Annotated in this window: 21 protein-coding genes and 1 pseudogene; 5 read left to right on the top strand and 17 right to left on the bottom strand. The window is 65.7% G+C overall.

The features are described from left to right. The first annotated feature begins 262 nt into the window (after window positions 1-262). A complete protein-coding gene (locus P5W98_RS02490; RefSeq protein ID WP_434718204.1) occupies window positions 263-1,414 on the top strand; it encodes an acyltransferase family protein in 1,152 nt (383 codons plus the stop codon). A gap of 51 nt (window positions 1,415-1,465) precedes the next feature. Here the strand turns inward: P5W98_RS02490 and panB are convergent, their stop codons facing one another. From panB to hda, 6 genes and pseudogenes are all read right to left on the bottom strand, one after another. Beyond that, window positions 1,466-2,281 (bottom strand): 3-methyl-2-oxobutanoate hydroxymethyltransferase, encoded by an 816-nt coding sequence (gene panB, locus P5W98_RS02495; protein ID WP_421023087.1) that lies wholly within the window; start codon window positions 2,279-2,281, stop codon window positions 1,466-1,468. Window positions 2,282-2,339: 58 nt separating this feature from the next. Beyond that, window positions 2,340-3,023, bottom strand: coding sequence for a deoxynucleoside kinase (locus P5W98_RS02500; RefSeq protein ID WP_421073510.1), 684 nt, complete (start codon window positions 3,021-3,023; stop codon window positions 2,340-2,342). Then, window positions 3,020-3,640 (bottom strand): 2-amino-4-hydroxy-6-hydroxymethyldihydropteridine diphosphokinase, encoded by a 621-nt coding sequence (gene folK, locus P5W98_RS02505; protein WP_434718205.1) that lies wholly within the window; start codon window positions 3,638-3,640, stop codon window positions 3,020-3,022. The genes P5W98_RS02500 and folK overlap by 4 nt, the downstream gene beginning before the upstream one ends. A gap of 66 nt (window positions 3,641-3,706) precedes the next feature. Further along, window positions 3,707-5,323, bottom strand: a complete 1,617-nt coding sequence (pcnB, locus tag P5W98_RS02510) for a polynucleotide adenylyltransferase PcnB (RefSeq protein ID WP_421023090.1) — start codon at window positions 5,321-5,323, stop codon at window positions 3,707-3,709. After that, on the bottom strand, window positions 5,320-6,006 hold the full coding sequence (locus tag P5W98_RS02515; RefSeq protein ID WP_421073513.1) for an HAD family hydrolase: 687 nt from the start codon (window positions 6,004-6,006) through the stop codon (window positions 5,320-5,322). Before P5W98_RS02515 ends, pcnB begins: the two co-directional genes overlap by 4 nt. Window positions 6,007-6,608: 602 nt before the next feature. Beyond that, window positions 6,609-7,328 (bottom strand): annotated as a pseudogene (gene hda, locus P5W98_RS02520) (DnaA regulatory inactivator Hda); the annotation flags it as partial. Window positions 7,329-7,516: 188 nt separating this feature from the next. On the opposite strand from hda, the gene purM reads away from it, so the two are divergent. Then, on the top strand, window positions 7,517-8,602 hold the full coding sequence (gene purM, locus P5W98_RS02525; RefSeq protein ID WP_421073514.1) for a phosphoribosylformylglycinamidine cyclo-ligase: 1,086 nt from the start codon (window positions 7,517-7,519) through the stop codon (window positions 8,600-8,602). 100 nt (window positions 8,603-8,702) lie between these two features. Here the strand turns inward: purM and kynA are convergent, their stop codons facing one another. From kynA to kynB, 3 genes are read right to left on the bottom strand one after another with little or no spacing between them, the layout of a single operon-like run. After that, window positions 8,703-9,758, bottom strand: coding sequence for a tryptophan 2,3-dioxygenase (gene kynA, locus P5W98_RS02530; protein WP_434718206.1), 1,056 nt, complete (start codon window positions 9,756-9,758; stop codon window positions 8,703-8,705). Between the two features lie 10 nt (window positions 9,759-9,768). Further along, window positions 9,769-11,019 (bottom strand): kynureninase, encoded by a 1,251-nt coding sequence (gene kynU, locus P5W98_RS02535; RefSeq protein WP_434718207.1) that lies wholly within the window; start codon window positions 11,017-11,019, stop codon window positions 9,769-9,771. Between the two features lie 47 nt (window positions 11,020-11,066). Next, complete coding sequence (gene kynB, locus P5W98_RS02540) at window positions 11,067-11,705, bottom strand: arylformamidase (protein ID WP_421023095.1); 639 nt, start codon at window positions 11,703-11,705, stop codon at window positions 11,067-11,069. A gap of 131 nt (window positions 11,706-11,836) precedes the next feature. Between kynB and P5W98_RS02545 the strand changes: the two genes are divergently transcribed. Next, window positions 11,837-12,340 (top strand): Lrp/AsnC family transcriptional regulator, encoded by a 504-nt coding sequence (locus tag P5W98_RS02545; RefSeq protein ID WP_421042492.1) that lies wholly within the window; start codon window positions 11,837-11,839, stop codon window positions 12,338-12,340. Between the two features lie 37 nt (window positions 12,341-12,377). On the opposite strand, the gene P5W98_RS02550 is transcribed toward P5W98_RS02545, so the two are convergent. Continuing rightward, window positions 12,378-12,902, bottom strand: coding sequence for a flavin reductase family protein (locus P5W98_RS02550; protein ID WP_421042491.1), 525 nt, complete (start codon window positions 12,900-12,902; stop codon window positions 12,378-12,380). A 273-nt stretch (window positions 12,903-13,175) separates the two neighbouring features. On the opposite strand from P5W98_RS02550, the gene msrA reads away from it, so the two are divergent. Continuing rightward, entirely contained in the window at window positions 13,176-13,733 is a 558-nt protein-coding gene (gene msrA, locus P5W98_RS02555; RefSeq protein ID WP_421073518.1) for a peptide-methionine (S)-S-oxide reductase MsrA, read from the top strand. A 9-nt stretch (window positions 13,734-13,742) separates the two neighbouring features. On the opposite strand, the gene P5W98_RS02560 is transcribed toward msrA, so the two are convergent. The 3 genes from P5W98_RS02560 to pdxH all read right to left on the bottom strand — a co-directional run bounded on the left by P5W98_RS02560 (window position 13,743) and on the right by pdxH (window position 17,365). Next, window positions 13,743-15,119, bottom strand: a complete 1,377-nt coding sequence (locus P5W98_RS02560) for a DUF72 domain-containing protein (protein WP_434718208.1) — start codon at window positions 15,117-15,119, stop codon at window positions 13,743-13,745. A gap of 179 nt (window positions 15,120-15,298) precedes the next feature. Further along, window positions 15,299-16,513 (bottom strand): class I SAM-dependent methyltransferase, encoded by a 1,215-nt coding sequence (locus P5W98_RS02565; RefSeq protein WP_434718209.1) that lies wholly within the window; start codon window positions 16,511-16,513, stop codon window positions 15,299-15,301. Window positions 16,514-16,717: 204 nt separating this feature from the next. After that, complete coding sequence (pdxH, locus tag P5W98_RS02570) at window positions 16,718-17,365, bottom strand: pyridoxamine 5'-phosphate oxidase (RefSeq protein WP_421042487.1); 648 nt, start codon at window positions 17,363-17,365, stop codon at window positions 16,718-16,720. A 215-nt stretch (window positions 17,366-17,580) separates the two neighbouring features. Here pdxH and P5W98_RS02575 point away from each other — a divergent pair, with 215 nt between their 5' ends. Next, the gene (locus P5W98_RS02575) at window positions 17,581-18,462 is read left to right on the top strand and encodes a tRNA threonylcarbamoyladenosine dehydratase (RefSeq protein ID WP_434718210.1); all 882 of its coding nucleotides are present in this window, start codon (window positions 17,581-17,583) and stop codon (window positions 18,460-18,462) included. A gap of 100 nt (window positions 18,463-18,562) precedes the next feature. Here P5W98_RS02575 and P5W98_RS02580 read toward each other — a convergent pair whose 3' ends face one another. From P5W98_RS02580 to P5W98_RS02595, 4 genes are all read right to left on the bottom strand, one after another. After that, window positions 18,563-18,865 (bottom strand): type II toxin-antitoxin system RelE/ParE family toxin, encoded by a 303-nt coding sequence (locus P5W98_RS02580; protein ID WP_421023105.1) that lies wholly within the window; start codon window positions 18,863-18,865, stop codon window positions 18,563-18,565. Further along, window positions 18,862-19,104: a type II toxin-antitoxin system ParD family antitoxin gene (locus P5W98_RS02585; RefSeq protein ID WP_035526739.1), complete on the bottom strand. Its 243-nt coding sequence runs from the start codon at window positions 19,102-19,104 to the stop codon at window positions 18,862-18,864. The genes P5W98_RS02580 and P5W98_RS02585 overlap by 4 nt, the downstream gene beginning before the upstream one ends. Window positions 19,105-19,906: 802 nt before the next feature. Further along, the gene (trxA, locus tag P5W98_RS02590) at window positions 19,907-20,755 is read right to left on the bottom strand and encodes a thioredoxin (protein ID WP_421023106.1); all 849 of its coding nucleotides are present in this window, start codon (window positions 20,753-20,755) and stop codon (window positions 19,907-19,909) included. 65 nt (window positions 20,756-20,820) lie between these two features. Further along, entirely contained in the window at window positions 20,821-21,705 is an 885-nt protein-coding gene (locus tag P5W98_RS02595; RefSeq protein WP_434718211.1) for a pirin family protein, read from the bottom strand. Window positions 21,706-21,734: the final 29 nt, after the last annotated feature.

Below are 21,734 nucleotides of genomic sequence, written 5' to 3' on the forward strand. Positions count from 1 at the left end.
ACGGCGAACATTCGCCACGGCCGAAGACCGGACACAATCCACGCATATGAACGGCGTGACACCGGTTTCCGAAGCGGCTCCCGGCGCGGTGGCTTCGCTTGTTGATGATGTCCCTCATGAGCGATGCCTGAAACCCGTCGATTAAGCGCATTCGTGCCGCAGACCCGTTGATCGATACTCAATCCTCTGGTCGCTTGGCCAACCGCAAGTATGGTGCCGGTGTGACCCACGAGGGCGTTTTGTCGTGTTTCAGGACGCTATCATGCCCGACGATCAGCCTCAGGTTTGCGCCGCGGAGCCATTTTCGGGACGAGTGGGAAAGGGCGATATGTTTCAGGCGTCGGTCCCTTCTGCCACGACGGATCCGACTGCGACGAGTCGGCGGGTGGCCACGACAGCGCGCCTGGCTTTTCTTGACACATTGCGATTTATTGCTGCGGGTGCAGTGCTCTTTCAGCACATCGCTGAAAAGAGCGGAGAATTCGGTGCGTGGGCTACGGCAATGCTATCGCCGGGTGTGTTTGGGGTGGTCCTGTTTTTCGTTGTGAGCGGTTTCGTGATTCCCATGACGGCGGGGCACCGGTTCGATCTCAAGACGTTTGTGATTCGACGCGTCTTCCGCATTTACCCGCTCGTGCTCGTTGCCTTTGCTCTCCTGGCACTCCTTGGCTACGGCTCGAATCTCACGGCCTTTTCCGACGTAAGAGTTGTCGCGGCTCGTACCTGGGTGGTCAACCTCTTGCTCGTTCAGGACTATTTCGGTGCGCAGGCCCTTCTGGGCGTGACATGGACTCTCAGCATCGAGTTCGCCTGGTATGCAGTCTTCGCTTTGGCTTTGCTGAGCTTCGGCCGTCGGTTCGACGACAAGCTGATCGTCATCGCGCCGGTTGTGGAACTGCTCTTGTGCTGCATTTCTCTTTTGATCGGGCATCGCCTTCCGCTCGCCCGTATTGGCCTGGTGTACGCAGCGATTCTGGGCTGCCGGGTATTCCACGCTCAGGAGGGCAGCTTGACGCCACGTCGCCTTTACATCGACGCGGGTGTCTTTAGCATCACCATGGCGATGTCAAACCTCGTCTCCTTTGGCTACTTTCATCATCCGCACATAAGCTTGTACGAAGCGCTGATTCCCTGGCTGGTTGCGCCGGCTCTGTTCTTGCTGGTCGCTTGCGTTCCGGCGATTCGGCGCTCCCCGCTTATCTCGAATCGCCTTACCGGATGGCTGGGCAGCATCAGTTTTTCGACCTATCTCCTCCATCCATTTGCCATGAGTCTGGCCGGATCTCTCGTGCCGTCAGGCCTTTTCTCCCTGACGTGCGTGCTGCTGACACTTGTTCTTTCGGTGCTGGGGTACCGGTTTGTCGAAGTGCCCGGTCAAGCGCTGGGCAAGCGGATCATTGCCGCGACAAAGTAAGCCTTCGGCCGAGGGCTGAAGGCTCGAAGCCGCTGAAGGGTCGCAGCCGCATCAGAACGCGTGCTCAGGCCCCGGGAACGTGCCTTCCTTCACGGCTTTCACATAGGCGCGCACGGCCGACTCGATATCGGGCTGTCCCGCCATGAAGTCTTTCACGAAGCGCGGACGCTTGCCGGGGAAAATGCCGAGCATGTCGTGCAGCACGAGCACCTGGCCGGAGCAATCGAGGCCCGCGCCAATGCCGATGGTCGGAATGCGCAACTGCTTCGTGACTTGTGCGCCGAGCGTCGCCGGCACCGCCTCGATCACCACGAGCTGCGCGCCCGCAGCTTCGAGCGCCAGCGCGTCGCGCACGAGCTGCACGGCCGCCGCATCGGTCTTGCCCTGCACCTTGAAGCCGCCGAACGCGTGCACCGATTGCGGCGTGAGGCCGATGTGCGCGCACACTGGCACCGCGCGCTCGACCAGCATTTTCACCGTGGGCGCGAGCCACTCGCCGCCCTCGATCTTCACCATCTGCGCGCCCGCGCGCATGAGCTTCACCGAATTCGCGAAGGCGTCCTCGGGCGTGCCGAACGTGCCGAACGGCAGATCGGCGATGATCAGCGCCTTCGGTTGCGCACGTGCGACGCAGGCCGTGTGATAGGCGATGTCGTCAATGGTGACGGGCAGCGTCGTGGCATGGCCCTGGAGCACATTGCCGAGCGAGTCGCCGATCAGCACTGTGTCCACGCCTGCGCGGTCGCACAGCGCCGAGAAGCTCGCGTCGTAGCACGTGAGCATCGAGATCTTCTCGCCGGCGTCGCGCATCGCCTGGAGCTTGGGCACGGTGACCGCGCTGCGGCTCGTTTCCTGCAGGTAAGTCATGGGGAGTCCGAGAGTCCGTTAGTCCATTAGGGAGGGGAAGTGCCGGACGGCGCGCCGCTCAAAGCGACGTGCCTTTGACGAAGGATTCTTTGCGGCCGCGCATCGATTCGATACGCTCGACGATCAGCGCAAGGTCCGCGTCGGAGTCGAGCGGGTTCAGATTTTCGACGCCCACGGTCAGCACCGGCGCACGGTCGTAATGATAGAAAAATTCGTTGTAGCTGTCGCACAGCGCCCGCAGGAAGGTCTCGGAGATGTGCTGCTCCGCCGCCACCGCGCGCTTCTGGATGCGCGCATAGAGCGCTTCAGGGCTCGCCTGCAGATACACCACGAGGTCGGGCGGCGGCGACACCACGCAAAGGCGCGCGGCGAGTGCCTGAAATAGCTGCAGCTCTTCTTCGGCGAGCGTCAGGCGCGCGAACAGGTCATTGCGCTCGGCAAGGAAATTCGTCACGAGCGGGGTGCCGGCGGCAAGTTGCGCGGCCACTTGTCGCGACAGATGCTCGCGCTGCAGCGCCACCGCGAGTTGCGCGGCCAGCGCGTGGCGCGACGTGTCGCGGTAGAAGCGCTCGAGAAACGGGTTGTCCGCGCGCGAGCCGAGCAGCGTCTGCATCGACCAGCGCTCGGCCAGACGCGTCGCGAGCGGCGTCTTGCCCGAGCCGATCGGCCCTTCGATCGCGATGTACTGGAGCGCCGCGGGCCGTGCGCAGACCGTGGTGGCGAAAGACAGCGGCGTGCTCATTGGCAGGGGCCCGAGGAGCGCGGCGTGTTATCGGCGGAGGCGGCGGAATCGCTGGGATCGCTGGGATCGCTGGGATCGCTGGGATCGGCCGCCACACCTGTGGACTTGCCCGCTTCGGGGGCGGCGAGGCACTGGCACAGCGGTTTCAACTTTTCGATGCGCTGCTCCGCAACGGCGGGCAGAAACGTGCTGACCACGCCCTGGCCCGGAATGGCGAGCTCGGGATCGATCTCGGCGAGCGGCGCGAGCACGAACGCGCGGCCCGTCATGCGCGGATGCGGCACGATCAGGTCGGGCTCGTCGATGATCGCTTCGCCGTACAGCAGGATGTCGATGTCGAGCGTGCGCGGCGCGTTGCGAAACGGACGCTCGCGGCCGAAGTGGTGCTCGATGCGATGGCACAGGCCGAGCAGCTCGCGCACCGTTAGCCGTGTATCGAGCTTCACGACGCAGTTGAAATAGTCGTCGCCGCCCGCGTCGATGGGCGCGGTGCGGTACAGACTCGATTTGGCGAGCACGGTGATGGTGTGCTGCTGCGCGAGACACACCACCGTGTCCTTGAGGGTCTGGCGAGCATCCCCCAGATTCGCGCCGATTCCGAGCCAGGCAACCGTCATGGCTTCACTTCCTGTGTTGCGCGAGTGCATTCGATCTGGCCGAGCCGGGTTGCGTGCTGCATGGCTTCAGTCCTCGTGCGGCTCGTCGTTGCCCCCGCCATGGGCGGAGTCCGCTGCGGCGCTTTCGGCACCCGCTGCGGCTTCGCCCGTCTTGCGGTTCTTCGCGCCGCCACGGCGGCGGCGCTTGCGCGGCGCGCGTTCCTTGCTGCCGCCCTGGGCGAGCAGCGTCTCGCGTGCAGCCGGGTCGCCGCTGATGAAGTCGGTCCACCACTGGCCCACTTCGGCGTCGAGCTCGCCCGATTCGCAGCGCAACAGGAGGAAATCATACCCCGCTCTGAAGCGAGGGTGTTCCAGCAGCTTGATCGCGCTGCGGCCGCGTTTTTCGAGGCGCAGTTGCAGGCCCCAGATCTCGCGCATGTCCGACGAGTAGCGGCGATGGATCGCGAGCTTTTCGGTCTGCGCGTCGATCACGTCGTCCATCGCGCGATGCAGCGCCGGCACGGGGAATTCGCCCTCGGCCGTGTATTGCTGCAGGCGCTGCTGCACGTCGTGCCACAGCAGCGTCGCGAACAGGAAGCCCGGCGAGACCGGCTTGCCCGCGCGCACGCGCGCATCGGTGTTCGAGAGCGCGAGCGTGATGAAGCGCTCGCCCTGCGGCTGCTCGAGAACCACGTCGAGCAGGGGCAGCAGGCCGTGATGGAGGCCTTCCTTGCGCAGCCACTTGAGGCACTCGAGCGCGTGGCCCGAGAGCAGCAGCTTGAGCATCTCGTCGAACAGACGCGCCGCCGGCACGTTGTTGATGAGGTCCGCGAGCTCCTGGATCGGTGCGCGCGTGTGGGCTTCGATCTCGAAGCCGAGCTTCGCCGCGAAACGCACCACGCGCATCATGCGCACCGGGTCTTCGCGGAAGCGCGTGGCCGGGTCGCCGATCATGCGCAGCAGGCGCGCGCGCATGTCGGCCATGCCGTTGTGATAGTCGAGCACCGTCTGCGTGGCCGGGTCGTAGTACATCGCGTTGATCGTGAAGTCGCGGCGCGTGGCGTCTTCGTGCTGCTCGCCCCAGACGTTGTCGCGCAGCACCCGGCCGCTCGCGTCCACGTGGTGGGTCTTGCGGTCGAGCTCGTCGCGGCGCAGGCGCTTGTGGCCCGCTCCACCGGCGGCCTCGGCGGGCGGAGCGTCCACGAGCGCGCGGAAGGTCGAGACTTCGATGATCTCCTGGCCAAACTGCACGTGCACGATCTGGAAGCGCCGGCCGATGATGCGGGCGCGGCGGAACAGCTTCTGCACCTGGTCGGGCGTGGCGTCGGTGGCCACGTCGAAGTCCTTGGGCGCGACGCCGAGCAGCAGGTCGCGCACCGCGCCGCCCACGATGAACGCGCGAAAGCCGGCTTGCTGCAGGCCGTCGGTCACGCGCACGGCGTTGCGCGAGATGAGCGAGGGATCGATGCCGTGGATATCGGCGGAGAGCACCACGGGCGCGGCCGGATCTGCGCTGCCCTGGCCCGCGCGGGGCTTCGTGGCTTTCTTCGCGGTGACCGTCTTGCGGCGCGGGCGCGTCGTGGCCTCGCCCGCGGCTTCGCTTTCATGCGACGCCGCAGCCAATGCGGTGTCGCTGGCCGGGGCGCCCTGGGTCGCGGAGGCGTCGTCCTGGCCAAACAGTTTGCGGATGAATTTCTTGATCACGATGCCTGGAACAAATCGAGGATGCGCCAGCCTGCTTGTTGCGCATGCGCGCGCAGGGTGTCGTCGGGGTTGGTCGCGATCGGGTCGGTGACTTTTTCGAGCAGCGGAATGTCGTTGTGCGAGTCGCTATAGAAGTAGCTGTGCTCGAAATCGGACCAGCGCTTGCCGAGCGAGGCCAGCCAGTCCTCCACGCGCACGATCTTGCCCTCGCGGTAGCTCGGCGTGCCGGTCGGTCGGCCGGTGAAGGCAGACGCCGGATGGCCGTCCACGGTTTCGACTTCGCAGGCGATCAGCTTGTCCACGCCGAACACCCCGGCGATGGGCGCCGTGATGAATTCGTTGGTGGCCGTGACCACGCAGCAGAGGTCGCCCGCTTCCTTGTGCTGTTTCACGAGTTCGAGCGCGGCCGGCACGATGGTCGGGTTGATCACCTCGTGCATGTACTGGTCGTGCCATTCCTTCAACTGCGCGCGCGAATACTTCGCGAGCGGCGTGAGCATGGCGAGCAGGTACGCCTGGATGTCGAGCTGGCCGGCCTTGTAGTCGGCGTAGAAGCGGTCGTTCTGCTCCGCGAAGCGTTCGGCGTCGACGATGCCAAGCTTCACCATGAAGCGGCCCCATTCGTAGTCGCTGTCAGTGGGGATCAGCGTGTGATCGAGATCAAAAAGTGCGAGATTAGCCATGGGCGCTCATTTTACTTGAAGCGGGTGAAGCCGTTGCCGGCGCCGGCTGCGGCGTCCGGCGATACGGAAGAGGGTTCGGACGCCGGCGCCGGCGCCGGTGGATTCGCCACCGCGGGCCCGGCGGGCGGGGCTTTGGGCGTGGCGCCGGGCGGTGCTGGATCGGCTGGCTTGGTGGCCGTGGCGGGATCGACAGGCTCGGTGGAGGGATCGAGGTCGCCATCGAGCTCGCCGTTCATCTCTCCGCTGACATCGGCTTCCACTTCACCCTGGAGTTCGGCACCCAGCTCGCGGTGGACGACGTCGCGGAATCTGGCCCCCAGTTCGCCTTCGACATTGTCGGTCGGCGGCTGGAACGGCGGCGCGCCAAGCGGCGCGCGCGGTTGCAGCGCGGGCGCGCGCGGCGCTTCGTACGCAGCGCTGGGCAGCTCCGCCGGGGCTGCAGCGTTCGGTGTGTCGTGAGACGGAAATAGCTCCAGCTCGACGCCTTGCGCATGGTCGCCGGCAGGCGCGGGCGCGTTGTGTTCTTCCGTCTGCGGCGTCGTGCTGGCCTCGTCCAGATGGTCAGCGGCCGTTGCGGCTTCGATGCGCGCAACGGCGGCATCATCCGTTTCGCCCGGCCCCGCCTCGCTATTCGCCAGCATCGTGCGCAGCAGCGGCAGCGTCACCGCGCGCTTTTGCTCGAGCGAGAAGCGGTCGAGCGCGTCGAGCAGGCGCATCAGGCTCGGCATGTCGCGCCGGAAGTGCGTGAGCAGGTAGGCGGGCACGTCGTCGGCGAGATTGATGCCGCGCTCGCGCGCCGCCTGCTTGAGCACGGCAGCCTTGCCCGCGTCCGAGAGCGGCGCGAGGTGGAACACGAGACCCCAGCCAAGGCGCGTGCGCAGGTCCTCGCGCACGGCGAGCCCCATCGGCGGCGCGTTGCCGGTCGCGACGAGCGCCGTGTTCGGGTGCGAACGCACCTCGTTGAAGAGATTGAACAGGGCGATCTGCTGGGCGCTCGAGAGCGCGTCGCAGTCGTCGACCGCGTAAATCGGCACGCGCGCATCGAACGTAAAGGCGGCAAGACCGCTCTTCGGCCCGATGTAGCGGACGTGGTCAGGCGGCGCCTCGAACGCGAGCGCGTGCAGCAGATGCGAGCGGCCGTTGCCGGGCTCCCCCCAGACATAGAACGTGCGGTCGGTCTTCGGGTCCACGGCGGGGCCTGCCGCGAGCGCGGCGTCGAGCCCGCGCAGCCGCGCGACCAGCTCCGCATTGGCGCCGGTATGAAAGTTGTCGAAGGTCGATGGCGGCGGGGTGCCGAGATCGAGCGTTAGCTGTCGCTGCACGGTGTGTCTGGCCGAAGGCGGTGTGTCAGTTATCGCTTGAAAATAGGCAGGTTCGGCGACAAAACGTGGTTTTCGGCTGACGAGCCCGCGCCGCTACTACCAAAATACTCGCGTGTCCTCACGCAGGCGGCGGCGGGGAGCCGTCAATCGGTTAAAATCGCATTTTACCGACCTTCTGCCTCTTCCCCATGAATCAACCGAAATCCGGCCCCGCTAATCAGGACCAAGCGCAGGACCAAGCGCAGGAGCAAGGCCTCTCCTACCGTGACGCGGGCGTGGACATCGACGCGGGCGACGCGCTCGTCGATCGCATCAAGCCCTTTGCGAAGAAGACCCTGCGCGAAGGCGTGATGGGCGGCATCGGCGGATTCGGCGCGCTCTTCGAAGTGCCGAAGAAGTACAAGGAGCCCGTGCTCGTGTCGGGCACCGACGGCGTGGGCACCAAGCTGCGCCTCGCGTTTCATCTGAACAAACACGACACGGTCGGCCAGGATCTCGTCGCCATGAGCGTGAACGACATCCTCGTGCAGGGCGCCGAGCCGCTGTTCTTCCTCGACTACTTCGCCTGCGGCAAGCTCGATGTGGACACGGCCGCCACGGTCGTGAAGGGCATCGCCCAAGGCTGCGAGCTCTCGGGCTGCGCGCTGATCGGCGGCGAAACGGCGGAAATGCCGGGCATGTACCCCGACGGCGAATACGACCTCGCGGGCTTCGCGGTGGGCGCGGTGGAGAAGAGCAAGATCATCGACGGCAGCACGATCGTCCCCGGCGACGTCGTGCTGGGTCTCGCGTCGAGCGGCATCCATTCGAACGGCTTCTCGCTCGTGCGCAAGATCATCGAGCGTGCGAACCCGGACATGAACGCCGACTTCGACGGCCGCTCGCTGGCGGACGCGCTGATGGCGCCCACGCGCATCTACGTGAAGCCGCTGCTCAAGCTGATGGAAACCATCGCTGTGAAGGGCATGGCGCACATCACCGGCGGCGGTCTGGTGGAGAACATCCCGCGCGTGCTGCGCGAAGGCCTCACCGCCGAGCTGAACCACGCGGCATGGCCGCTGCCGCCGCTGTTCTCGTGGCTGCAGAAGCATGGCGGCGTGGCCGATGCGGAAATGCACCGCGTGTTCAACTGCGGCATCGGCATGGCCGTGATCGTGGCGGCCGATCAGGCCGACGCGGCGGCTTCGCTGCTGGCTGCTGCGGGCGAGCAGGTGTGGAAGATTGGCGTGGTGCGTGAGAGCAAGGAAGGCGAGGCGCAGACTGTAGTGGTTTGACGCGCGCACTCCTGGCGGCACAAAACATTCGCGCCGGTCCGGCGGGCTTACCAAAGCCCCGCCGGCCGGCGCGAAGTCATTTCTGGTGGTGTGCGTGGCCTTACAACACCGTCCTCACATGCCAAAGCTCCGGAAACAGCACGACATCCAGCATCTTCCGCAGATAAGGCGCGCCGCTAGTCCCGCCGGTGCCCTGCTTGAAGCCGATAATCCGCTCGACCGTCGTGACATGGCGGAACCGCCACTGCCGGAACGCATCCTCGAGATCGACGAGTTCCTCGGCCATTTCATACAGATCCCAGTACTGCGAAGGATTGCGATAGACCTCGAGCCAGGCCGCTTCCACCGACGCATCGTGCAGCGTCGGCTGCGTCCAGTCGCGAGCGAGGCGTTCCGGCGCGATCGCAAAGCCGCGCCGCGCCAGCAGGCGAATCACCTCGTCATAAAACGAAGGCGCTTCCAGCGTGGCCTTGACCTGCGCAAGCACCTCAGGCCGATGCTCGTGCGGCTTGAGCATCTGCGCATTCTTGTTGCCCAGCAGAAACTCAATCTGCCGGTATTGATACGACTGGAACCCCGACGAAGCGCCCAGATACGGCCGCATCGCCGTGTACTCGGACGGCGTAAGCGTGGACAAAACATTCCATGCCTGCACCAGCTGTTCGAGAATGCGCGAGACGCGCGCGAGCTGCTTGAACGCAGGAGGCAGTTCGTCGCGATGCACGCACGCGAGCGCCGCGCGCAATTCGTAGAGCGCGAGCTTCATCCACAGCTCGCTCGTCTGATGCTGGACGATGAACAGCATCTCATTGTGATCGGGCGAGAGCGGATGCTGCGCGTTGAGCACCGAGTCGAGCGAGAGGTAATCGCCATAGCTCATCGACTTCGAGAAGTCGAGCTGCGCGTCGTGCCAGCCTTCGCCTGGCTGCGCAGCGACGGGCGCGGCGGCAGCCGCTGCGCCATGCCCGAACGGGCAGCCGCCGCGCACGGGCTCGCTGGCATTCGGGCTGGCATTCGGGCCGGCATCCGAGCTGGCATCCGAGCTGGCATCCGAGCTGGCATCTGAGCTGGCATCTGAGCTGGCATTCGGGGCGCTGGAAGGCGTGCGGGCGGAATCGGTGTCGGGCACGCCGGGAATGTGCATGTGATCGGTCATCTCGCGCTCCTCAGGTCACCGCGCCGCGTGCGGCGAATTCAGGCTTGCACCAGCTTTCGGTCGCGAGCACGTCGCGCAGCGTCTCGACGGCGTCCCACACATCGACGTAACGCAGATACAGCGGCGTGAAGCCAAAGCGCAGCACGTGCGGCTCGCGATAGTCGCCGATCACGCCGCGCGCGATCAGCGCCTGCATCACTTCATAGCCGTGCGGATGTTCGAAGCTCACGTGCGAGCCGCGTTGTGCATGTTCGCGCGGCGTGACGAGCGTAAGCGGGTATGCCTTGCAGCGCGTTTCCACGAGTTCGATGAAGAGGTCGGTGAGCGCAAGCGACTTGCGGCGGATCGCCTGCATGTCGGTCTGCAGAAAGACGTCGAGGCCGCATTCGACGAGCGCCATCGATACGATCGGCTGCGTGCCGCACAGATACCGGCCGACGCCGTTGTCCGGTCGGTAGACGGGGTTCATCTCGAACGGCGACTTGTGACCCCACCAGCCCGAAAGCGGCTGCGAGAACGTGTCCTGATTGCGCTTGGCCACCCACACGAAGCCGGGCGACCCCGGGCCGCCGTTCAGGTACTTGTACGTGCAGCCGACCGCGTAATCGGCGTTCACGCCGTTCAGGTCCACGGGCACCGCGCCCGCCGAGTGCGCGAGGTCCCACAGCGCGAGCGCGCCTTGCGCGTGAATGTGCTCGGTGAGCGCGCGCATGTCGTGCATTTGGCCGGTGCGGTAGTTCACGTGCGTGATCATCGCGACGGCCACGTCTTCGCGGATGGCAGCGGGCAGCTCGCTCGGGTCGTCGACGAGGCGCAGTTCATAGCCGCGGTCGAGCTGCTCGATGAGGCCTTGCGCGATGTACAGGTCGCTCGGGAAATTTGAGCGCTCGGAGACGATCACGCGGCGCTTGGGATCGCGTGCGTTTGCGACGCGCAGCGCGGCGGAAAGCGCCTTGAAGAGATTGATGGAAATGGTGTCGGTGACCACGACTTCGTCTTCCGCCGCGCCGATCAGCGGGGCGAGCTTGTTGCCGAGGCGCCGCGGCATGGCGAACCAGCCCGCCGTGTTCCAGCTGCGGATGAGGCCCTCGCCCCATTCGCCGCCAATCACGGCTTGTGCGCGCGCGGCACTGGCTCGCGGCGGCACGCCGAGCGAGTTGCCGTCGAGATAGATGGTTTCGGGCGCGAGCGTGAATTGCTCGCGCAGCGCGGCGAGCGGATCGGCGCGATCGAGCGCCAGGGCTTCGTTACGGTCGTTCATGGGGGTTCTTCGGGGCAGTGAGGTGTTGGGTCGGAGGTAGCAAAGGTTCATTGGCGCTCGTGCAGCGTGCGCAGCACGGCGCGCACGGGGCTGGCATCGAGCGTGGCGAATTTCAGCGGCAGCGCGATCAGTTCGTAGTCGCCGGGCGCGATGGCGTCGAGCACGATGCCTTCGAGAATCGCCATACGGTGCGCGCGGATGCGGTGGTGCGCGTCCATCGTCTTCGATTCCTGCGGGTCGAGCGAGGGCGTGTCGATGCCGATCAGGCGCACGCCGTGCTCAGCCAGCAGGTCGATCGTCTCGGGCGCGACGGCGCAAAACGCGCTGTCCCAGCGCTCCTGCGGGGCCTTGGCGTAGGTGCGCAGCAGCACGCGCGGCGGGATGCCAGCGAGCGCCGCTTGCACATGCTCGGGCCGCACGAGCGGCGCGGCGCCCACGCAATGAATCACGCGGCACGCGCCGATATAGGCGTCGAGCGGCACCGCGCCGATGGGCGCGCCCGCTTCGTCGTAGTGCAGCGGGGCGTCGGTGTGCGCGCCGGTGTGAGGCGAAAGCGTCACGCGCGCCACGTTGACCGGCGAGCCGGCTTCCATGCGCCAGACGCGCTCGACGCCAACGGGCGTGTCGCCGGGCCAGACGGGCGTTTCGGGGCGGATGGGCGGGGAAATGTCCCAGAGGTCGTTCATCGCGTTGACGAGGTTGTCTCAATGTTTTTCGAATGATAGGCAACTCGTCGCGAAATGTGCTTGCGAAAAAAACGTCGTACGCTACAGTTCTTGGCACATAATTTGATTCAAAAGGGGAAAGGGGACCAAATATGAACGCTATCTCGCTCGATGCGACCGATTGCCGGATTCTTGCCGTACTTCAGAACGAGGGGCGCATCAGCAATCTCGATCTGGCCGAGCGTATTTCGCTGTCGCCTTCCGCGTGCCTGCGGCGGCTGCGCCTGCTGGAGGAGCAGGGCGTGGTGGAGCGCTATCGCGCGTGCCTGAATCGGGAAGTGCTCGGCTTCGAAATGGAGGCCTTCGTGCAGGTCTCGATGCGCAACGACCAGGAGAGCTGGCACGAGCGCTTTGTCTCCGCGCTGCGCGACTGGCCCGAAGTGGTGGGCGCTTACGTGGTGACCGGCGAGACGCACTATCTGCTGCGGGTGCTCGCGCACAACCTCAAGCACTACTCGGACTTCGTGCTCAACAAGCTCTACAAGGCGCCGGGCGTGATGGATATCCGCTCGAATATCGTGCTCACGACGCTCAAGGTCGAGGCGGGGCTGCCGGTCGACCTGATCGCCCATCGCGGCGAGCCGAAGGCTTCATAACGCCGCTTCGGTTGCGTTTGGCGTGCCTGGAGCGGGTCTAGAGCGGTTGCAGCTGGTGAAATGCGCCGCCGTGGAAGACGAGCGGCGCGGCGCTGCCCTGGTCGTCCTTGCCGGGTTCGCGAACGCCGCAGCGCTCCACCTCGCCGACGAAGATCACGTGATCGCCTTCGTCGTAGCGGCTGCGGTTATGGCACTCGAACCAGGCGATGGCGCCGTCGAGCACGGGCATGCCGGAGTCGCCGGCCGCGTGCGAGACGCCTTCGAAGCGGTCGCCCTTCACGGTGGCGAAGCGCTTGCACAGGTCGAGCTGCGACGCGGCGAGCACATTCACCACATAATGGCTGTTGCTGCGGAACACCGGCATCGAAGCCGATCGCGTGGCGAGGCTCCACAGCACGAGCGGCGGCGTGAGCGAGACGGAGTTGAACGAGCTCGCGGTGATGCCGATCAGCTGGCCGTCGGGCGCGCGCGTCGTGATGACCGTCACGCCAGTGGCGAACTGGCTGAGCGCACGGCGGAACGCGCCGTCGTCGAAGTTGGGCGGGCTGGCGCGGCGGGTCATGAGCGCAGGCCCCGGTCATTGGGGCGCGTGTCCGGCGCGGGCTGGACGGGGATAGCGGCGCACGCGGCGTGAGCGGTACCGGCGGCGCAAGCGGAAGTCGATGTGAACGTCATGTGTAATTTCGGCGAATTGTCCCAATTTTAACGAAAAGCGGCGGGCGACGGCTCATCGGCCTGGTTGCGCGAGACGGCGCAGGGACGGAGCGGCAATCCCCGCAAATGTGCGAGGGCCCCGAAGCGGGAGGGCCCGCGCGGCAACAACGGAGAGTTCAGCATGACTCAGACGACTCAGACGATCGAAACCGCCACACTCGGCGGCGGATGTTTCTGGTGCCTGGAAGCGGTTTTTCTGCGCGTGGATGGCGTAATGGCGGTGGAATCGGGCTACGCGGGCGGCCATGCCCCGAACCCGTCCTATGAGCAGGTGTGCGATGGCGACACTGGCCACGCCGAAGTCGTGAAAGTGGATTTCGATCCGGCGAAGATCGGCTATCGCGAGATTCTGGACATCTTCTTCGCGATTCACGATCCGACCCAGTTGAACCGTCAGGGCAACGACGTCGGCACCCAGTACCGCTCGGTGGTCTTCACGCACTCGGAGGCGCAGCGCGAGACGGCGCTGCAGGCCATTCGCGAGTTGAAAGCCGAGGGTGTGTACGACGGCGAGATCGTCACGCAGGTGCTGCCGCTCGACGGCAACTATTTCCCGGCCGAGGCGTATCACCAGAACTACTTCGCGCAGCACCCGAATCAGGGTTATTGCGCGTTCGTGGTGGCGCCCAAGGTGGCCAAGTTCCGCCAGAAGTTCGCGCCCCGGCTCAAGGCCGAGTGACGTAGCGCTTCAGGCGCCGTCGCCGCGCATGCGCAGCATCTCGTCGACGATGGCGCGCGCGAGCTTCGCGCAAGTCAGCGGCGCCGAGCCCTCGGCCTTGTTGTTGGTCGTGATCAGCACCGGCTGGCCGGCGATCGCATAGCGCGCGGCCAGTTCGGCGAGGGCGTCGCGCGTGTGGGGGTCTTCGTCGACGAGCTTGTCGAAGGGCTCGTAGCGCGCCTTCGCCTGCTCATACTTGAAGCCGCTGTGCAGGCTCCAGCGCACGATCAGCGGGCCTGCGGGCGCTTCGCCGTCCATCAGCGCGAGCGCTGCCGCCTGGCGCAGCGGGTCGGGCATGCGGGCGTGCAATCCCACGCAGTAGCGCACGCCCGCGGCGCGCAGCGCGCGCACGAAACGCGGTGTGAGCAGAATGCCGTCGCGGATCTCGACCGCGTAACAGGGGCCGTCGCTGGGGAGTGCGCCGCTTGACGCCGCTTCGCCGGCTTCGGCGTCTGCCGGCGGTGCCGAAGCAGCTGCGGGCAGCGGCGGCAGCGCGGCGAGAAAGGCAGCGAGGCGCTCGACGAACACAGCCGGATCCGCAAGCAGTTGATCGGGCAGCGGCGGGAACTGGAACACGAGCGCACCGGCTTTCGCGCCGAGCCCCGCAAGGCACGGCTCGACGAATTCGCGCGCGGCGAGATCGGCGTTCAGGAAGCAGGGGTTGGCCGAGACGGGCTCGCCGCGATCGCCGCGCACGCTCGCATCGGTGATGAGCGCGGGCGCCTTCACGATGAAGCGGAAGTGGTCCGGCACCTGCTGCGCGTAGCGCAGGTAATCGGTGACGGTGAGCGGCGCGTAGAACGAGCGGTCGATGCTCACCGAGCGCAGCAGCGGATGCGCGCCATAGGCCGCGAGCCCATCGCGCGCGAGCTTCGAATTGCTGTAGTCGTCGCCGTAGACGATGCCGCGCCAGCCCGGAAACGACCACGACGACGTGCCCAGGCGCACACCCGGCGGCAGCTCCGCGGCGAGGTCGAGCACGTCCTGGCCGGGAACCGCCGGCAGCACGCCTTTCGCGCGGCGGCGCGGGGCGGGCGAGTCGGCGGCCGGCGTCGACTTCGGCGCTTTGGCGGGCTTTGCCGTAATCGTCTGCTGTGCGCTGTCGTCGGCTTCTGTCGCGGATGCGTCGGCATCGGTGTTTCTGCGCGCCGCACGCCCCGCCGATGGCTCGGGCGGCACGAAGCCGAACAGGTCCGTCTGGGTATCGGGTGGCGAGTTCTCGCGCGTGCTCCGCGGCGTGCGGCGGCCGGTGGCGCCCGTTCGCGGCGAGGCCTGCGCCGGGTTGCGCCCCGCGCCGGAGCTATCGTTTTCCAATGCCCCGAAAAGGCCGTCGTCGCTTTCGTTCATGCGTGTGAGTCGTGATGGCGATCGCGTAGCCGAAGCCGCTCGCAGCGACGCGCGTGGGTGGGCCGAGCCGATGCGCACCGTCCGGCAAAACGTCCGGCTACGTCCGGCTACGTTCGGCTACGTCCGGCGCGAACGCAGCAGCGCGGCTGCCACCCCACCTGCCTGACGCCAAAGCCGCGTCAAAGCGGCTTCTCGTACATATACCGGCGCGACCACGGCAGCGTATTCGCATTGCGGCCGGCCTTGCGGCAGACGATCTGGTAGATCGACACGTCGTCGTGCTCGAACGCGTAGGCGCAGCCGGCCAGATAGACGCGCCAGATGCGGAACTTCTCGTCGTCGACAAGCTTTTTCGCTTCCTCGGCGTGTGCCTCGAAGTTCTCCGCCCAGATTCCGAGCGTGTGCGCATAGTGACGGCGCAGGCTCTCCACGTCAACCGCCTCGAGACCGCCGCGCTGCGCCGCTTCGAGCGCGAGGCCGATGTGCGGCAGCTCGCCGTCGGGGAACACATAGCGGTCGATGAACTCGCCGGCGCCCAGCGCCGCCTCGCCGCTCTCGGCATCGGTCGACGTGATGCCGTGGTTCATGGCGATGCCTTCGTCGGCGAGCAGCTCGCGCACCTTGGTGAAATAGCCGGGCAGGTTTTTGCGCCCGACGTGCTCGAACATCCCTACGCTCGTGATGCGGTCGAACTGGCCCTGAATGTCGCGATAATCCTGCAGACGGATCTCGATGCGATCGGCGAGGCCCGCGGCCTTCACGCGCTCGGTGGCGAGGTCGAACTGGTTTTGCGAGAGCGTCACGCCCACGCAGCGCGCGCCGAACTTCTGCGCGGCGCGCAGCACGAGCGCGCCCCAGCCGCAGCCGATGTCGAGCAGCGTCTGGCCCGGCTGCAGCTGGATCTTGGTGAGAATGTGGTCGATTTTTTTGAGCTGCGCGGCGGCGAGGTCTTCGTCGCCGTTCTCGAAGTAGGCGCACGAATAGACCATGTTCTCGTCGAGCCACAGCTTGTAGAACGCGTTCGAGACGTCATAGTGGTACTGGATGGCCCTCTGGTCGGAGTGCTTCGAGTGCGTGAAGTAGCGGCGCACCCGCGCGAGCTTGCCTGCGCTCGTGATGGTGTTGTGCGCGAGCGAGTAGCCGATGGCGATGATGTCGGCGAGCTTGCCTTCGATGTCGATCTTGCCCTTCACGTAGGCCTCGCCGAGATTGTCGAGGCTCGGTTCGAGCAGCAGCGGCAGCGCTGCCGCGCTCTTGACCTTCAGCGTGACCTGCGGGGCGGCGAAGTGGCCGAAGTCATACTGCTGGCCGCTCCACAGCACGAGCCGCGCGGGCAGGTTGGCCTTGTGGCGCACTTCGTCGACCCATTGAGCGAGTTTTTTCTCCCAGAACATGCGTTTCTCTCCGTGTCAGATGAACGATTGAGGCTCAAAGACAAAAGCGAATTGCAAGGCGTGTTACGAGGCAAAACCGACTGACCGGCGCTGCGCCGCGGCGCGCGTGATGCTGGGGTGTTGCAGGGTGCTGCACAGTGCTGCGTGGTATTGCGGATCAGGCTGGTGGAACCTTCGGGACGTACGCCGGTTTGTCCGGTCCGCTCAGGGCGCGAGCCGCTCGATGTGCCACGCTGAGCCGTCCCGTGCATTGTCCCGCGTATAACGGATGCGGTCGTGCAGCCGCGACGGACGTCCTTGCCAGAACTCGATGGCGCTCGGCACGAGCCGGTAGCCGCCCCAATGCGGCGGACGCGGCGGTTGCTCGCCGTACTGCGCGCTGATCTCGCGCTCGCGCGCTTCGAGCTCGGCGCGGCTGCCGATCACCTCGCTCTGCTCCGAGGCCCACGCGCCAATGCGTGAGCCGAGCGGGCGAGAGTGGAAATACGCATCGCTTTCCGCATCGCTGGTTTTTTCGACCCGGCCTTCGATGCGCACCTGGCGCTCGAGCTCGATCCAGTGGAACAGCAGCGCCGCGTGCGGATTGGCGGCAAGCTCGCGGCCCTTGCGGCTTTCGTAGTTGGTGAAGAAAACGAAGCCACGCTCGTCCACGGCCTTGATCAGCAGGATGCGCGCGGCGGGGCGGCCGTCCTGGTCGACGGTCGCGACGGTCATCGCGTTGGGTTCGGGCAGCCTGGCATCGAGCGCCTGGTTGAACCAGGTCTGGAATTGGCGGATCGGGTCGGGGTCGACGTCGGAGGTGTCGAGCGAACCGAGTGAGTAATTCTTGCGGAGGTGGGCGAGCGAGGTCATTTTTTTATGCAAACGCTTCAATGCGGACAAGTATATAGAAGACGGCGCGAACGTTCTGCGAAGGCTGCGGCACAGCGGTGGCAAAGCAGTGGCAAGGCGGTGGCAAGGCGGTGGCACATGGGCAGGGCGCGCGCGTTTGGTCGCGATCGGGCAAAATACCGGCTGCCTGGGACCGTGGCAGTGCGCGATCGGTCCGTTTTCGACCCGCTATCGCCATGTCCAGTACTCCGCTTTCCGCCGCAGCCGGTTCGACCGGCCTTGCTGATCTTACCGCGCCCGCTTCAACCGATGTTGCCGACCGGGCGCGTCGCTTTGGCGGCGTGGCGCGGCTTTACGGCGCACCCGCGCTGGCGGCCTTCGAGCGCGCGCACGTTGCCGTGATCGGCATTGGCGGGGTGGGCTCGTGGGTCGCGGAGGCGCTCGCGCGCAGCGCGATCGGCACGCTTACGCTCATCGATCTCGACAACGTCGCGGAGAGCAATACCAACCGCCAGATTCACGCGCTCGACGGCAATTACGGCAAGCCGAAGGTCGAGGCGATGGCCGAGCGCATCAAGCTCATCGATCCGGCCTGCGACGTGCGGCTCGTCGAGGATTTTGTCGAGCCTTCGAATTTCGATGCGCTGCTCGGCGGCGGCTTCGATTTCATCGTGGACGCCATCGACAGCGTGCGCACCAAGACCGCGCTGATCGCCTGGTGCGTCGAGCATCGCGTGCCGCTCATCACGGTGGGCGGGGCGGGCGGCCAGCTCGATCCCACGCGCATTCGCATCGACGATCTCGCGCTCACGATTCAGGATCCGCTGCTCTCGAAGGTGCGCGGGCAATTGCGCAAGCATCACGGTTTTCCGCGCGGCCCCAAGGCGCGTTTCAAGGTGAGCGCCGTGTATTCGGACGAGCCGCTCATCTATCCCGAAGCGGCGGTGTGTGACATCGACAACGAGGCCGAGCACGTGAGCACTTCGCCGGGCCAGCACGGTCCCGTGGGCCTGAATTGCGCGGGCTTTGGTTCGAGCGTGTGCGTGACGGCGAGCTTCGGTTTTGCGGCGGCGGCGTATGTGCTGCGCGCGCTTGCGCATGGGGCGGCTGCGCGCTGACGCCGTCTTGACCGCGTATATCCGATTGCGTCGAAGCCGCACCCAGCCTCGCCATACATTCCGACCCTGCGCATCAGTGACTTTGGTAATCACACTGCGCCTAATTGTCGTCCCCGAGCCTGGCTGGAATATCCATCTGTTGATGCAGGATGCGGATCACGTCGATCAGCGCCGGCGATTGCTTGAAAAAGACGACATGCATTCCAACCAGCGCTTTCCTGTAGCCTTCCCGCACCTCTTCGGCAGACAGACTTGGCTGAGTGCCGTCGGCCAAACCGACAATAGTGCTTTCGATGCTCAGAATGTAACGCTCAGCCTGCGACTCTCCCCATCTGGCGACCGTGTAATCCCAGATCTCGTCAAGGTCGCGCTCGGCCGCCGGAGAGAGAACATACGCTCTCATGCGGCCTTGTTCCGCTTACCCGCGACGTACTTGCGAAAATCAAACGGTCGCGACGGCCCAGAATGCTCGCCTTCGATCAGAGCGTTGCGCAGCGCCTCCAGCCTCGCTTCCTCAGTCTCAAGCAAGCGCAAGCCGGCTCGGACAACGTCGCTGGCCGTGCTGTAGCGGCCGCTGCGTACGCGGTCATCGACGAATTCCGAAAAATGCTCACCGAGCGTGAACGATGTGCTTTTGCTCATGACTCGCACCTCCTCTGCGAAGAATACCAATTTCTGGTATTCGATGCCAGACGTTGCCCGAACATGATCGCGGGACCGATGCGGCAAGGCAGCCCGAACCCTGTTCGGATCGGACCGAACAGCGTCGAACGTGCCGACAACTGGCGTACCTGTAAGGCATTTTCGCGTCGGACGAACATGGGCAGCTTTCATCAACGCCATCCGGACACCGGCGGATATCGGTTTCCAGATGTGCTCCCGCCTGTGGGCCTTTGGATTGTTTTCCTGCATGCATTTCTGGATGGCAATGGCCGCATTCACCGCTTTCTTATCCACCACGTCATTAACAGGGGCGCGACGCCTGAAGGGCGGGGCCATTGTGCCGGTCTCCGCAGTGCTCCTGCGTCGGGCAGATGGATCCCTGAATGTGCTGAATGGCTTTTCCCGCCCAACTACACGACTGTGGAAGTACGCGCCTGGCGAGGATGCTTCGCATGTGACGGCGTCGCCGGGTGGGCGGCCCTTCTCGAACGAACGCAAAACGTACAAACATCTGCCGGATGAGGTCGTCGCCCGTATCGAGGACGTGGTGCGCGAGGCGTTCCCAACTGCGTTAGCGCCCTCGGATATTGACGGGGACGCTCGCTCCGGGAGCTGGAACTGATCGTCCGGCGACCCCGCAAGATCTTATTGCAAGGATGGGGGCGCAATTTCTGGTCCGGGCTTAGGGAATTCCGGGCGGAACGACCGAATCTCCAGGTTTTCGGTCCCGGAACTTCCCTGTTGGAGCGCTGCACCGACAGGCCGGCCCCACTCCCTCAGTTCAGTTCAACGTAGCGCTCAACTTGCGCCGCCATTCGCTCACGAGCTGCGGTTGATGCGACGCGAGATCGAACACCGAGAGCATGGTTTTGCGGCCAATGTCCTCGCGGAACGCGCGGTCGCGCTTGACGATCTCGAGCAGGTGTTCGAGCGCGCCCGCGTACTTGCGCCGCGCGATCAGCGCGCTCGCGAGGTCGAAGCGCGCTTCGAGGTCCTCGGGGTGCTCGGCCACGCGGACTTCGAGCGCGTCGGTGGGCGGCAGGTCGGCGGCGGCGTCGATCGCGTCGAGGCGCGTCTTGAGCGCGTTAAAGCGCGCGTCGATGCCCTGCGTGGTCTTGGGCGAGAGCAGCTCGACTTCCTTGTGCGCTTCGTCGGCGCGGTTGTCGGCGAGCAGCAGCTCGATCAGGTCCATGCGGGCGTCTTCCATGCCCGGGTCGAATGCGAGCGCGGCTTGCAGCGCCTCATAAGCATCCTCGCGGCGGCCTTCGGCGAGCGCTTGCTGGGCGGCCTCGCGCGCGGCAAGCGCTGAATCCGGAATCAGCCGGTCGAGGAATTCGCGCAGCTGGCCTTCGGACAGCACGCCGATGAACTGGTCGACCGCCTGCTGGTCGGCGAACGCCACCACGTGCGGAATGCTGCGCACCTGGAAGTGCGCGGCGAGCTCCTGGTTCTCGTCGACGTTGACCTTCACGAGCTTCCATTTGCCCGCGTATTCGGCTTCGAGTTTTTCGAGCAACGGTCCGAGCGTCTTGCACGGGCCGCACCAGGGCGCCCAGAAGTCGACCAGCACCGGCGCGAGCGCCGACGCTTCGATCACGTCCTTTTCAAAAGTGGCCAGGGTGGTATCCATCAGGTCCTCGTTGGGAAAAATCCATTACGCACGATGGGCATAAGATGAGGGCGGATCGGCGCGCTTCAATGCTGCGGTTTCTTTTCGGGCAGCGGAATCCATTCGGTCTCGCCGGGGACGTGCCCCATTTCCTGGCGTGTCCACGCGTGCTTGGCGGCCTCGATCTTCTCGCGCGAACTGGCGACGAAATTCCATTCGATGAAGCGCTCGCCCGCGAGCTTCTCGCCTCCGAGCAGCATCACGCGTGCCCCGCCGGTGCTCGCGAGCGTGACGGTTTCGCCCGGTTCCAGCACGGCCATCGTGTATTGCTCGAGCGGCGTGCCGTCGATCGACAGGTCGCCTTCGACGAGATAGACGCCGCGCTCCTCGTGCTCGGCGTCGAGCGCGATGGTGCCGCCGGGCGCGAAGTCGGCGGCCACGTAGAGCGTGCCCGAGAAGGTCGCGACGGGCGAGGTTGCGCCGAACGCCGTGCCCGCGATCACGCGCATCGAGACGCCGTTGCGCTCGAGGTTCGGCAGCGTGTCGGCGGCGTGATGGAAGAACGACGGCTCGGTGTCTTCGTGCTCGAGCGGCAGCGCCACCCAGGTCTGGATGCCGTGCATGGTGAAGCCGGTCTGGCGCGCTTCGTCGGGCGTGCGCTCCGAATGGACGATGCCGCGCCCGGCCGTCATCCAGTTGACGTCGCCGGGGACGATCTTCTGCGCCGAGCCGATGCTGTCGCGATGCATGAGCGCGCCGTCGAACAGATAGGTGACGGTGGCGAGACCGATATGCGGATGCGGGCGCACGTCGACGCCGGCGCCGGGCGCGAGTGTGGCCGGCCCCATGTGGTCGAAGAAGATGAACGGGCCGACGAGGCGCGCGGCCATCGCGGGCAGCACGCGGCGCACATAGAGATTGCCGATGTCGCGCTGATGGGGCTTGAGAACCGCTTTGATCGATGAGGACATGAACACTTCCTTGATGAGTCGGACGGCAC

The sequence above is a fragment of the Paraburkholderia sp. A1BS-2L genome (assembly GCF_051125205.1).
In the GTDB taxonomy this organism is placed as follows: Bacteria; Pseudomonadota; Gammaproteobacteria; order Burkholderiales; family Burkholderiaceae; genus Paraburkholderia.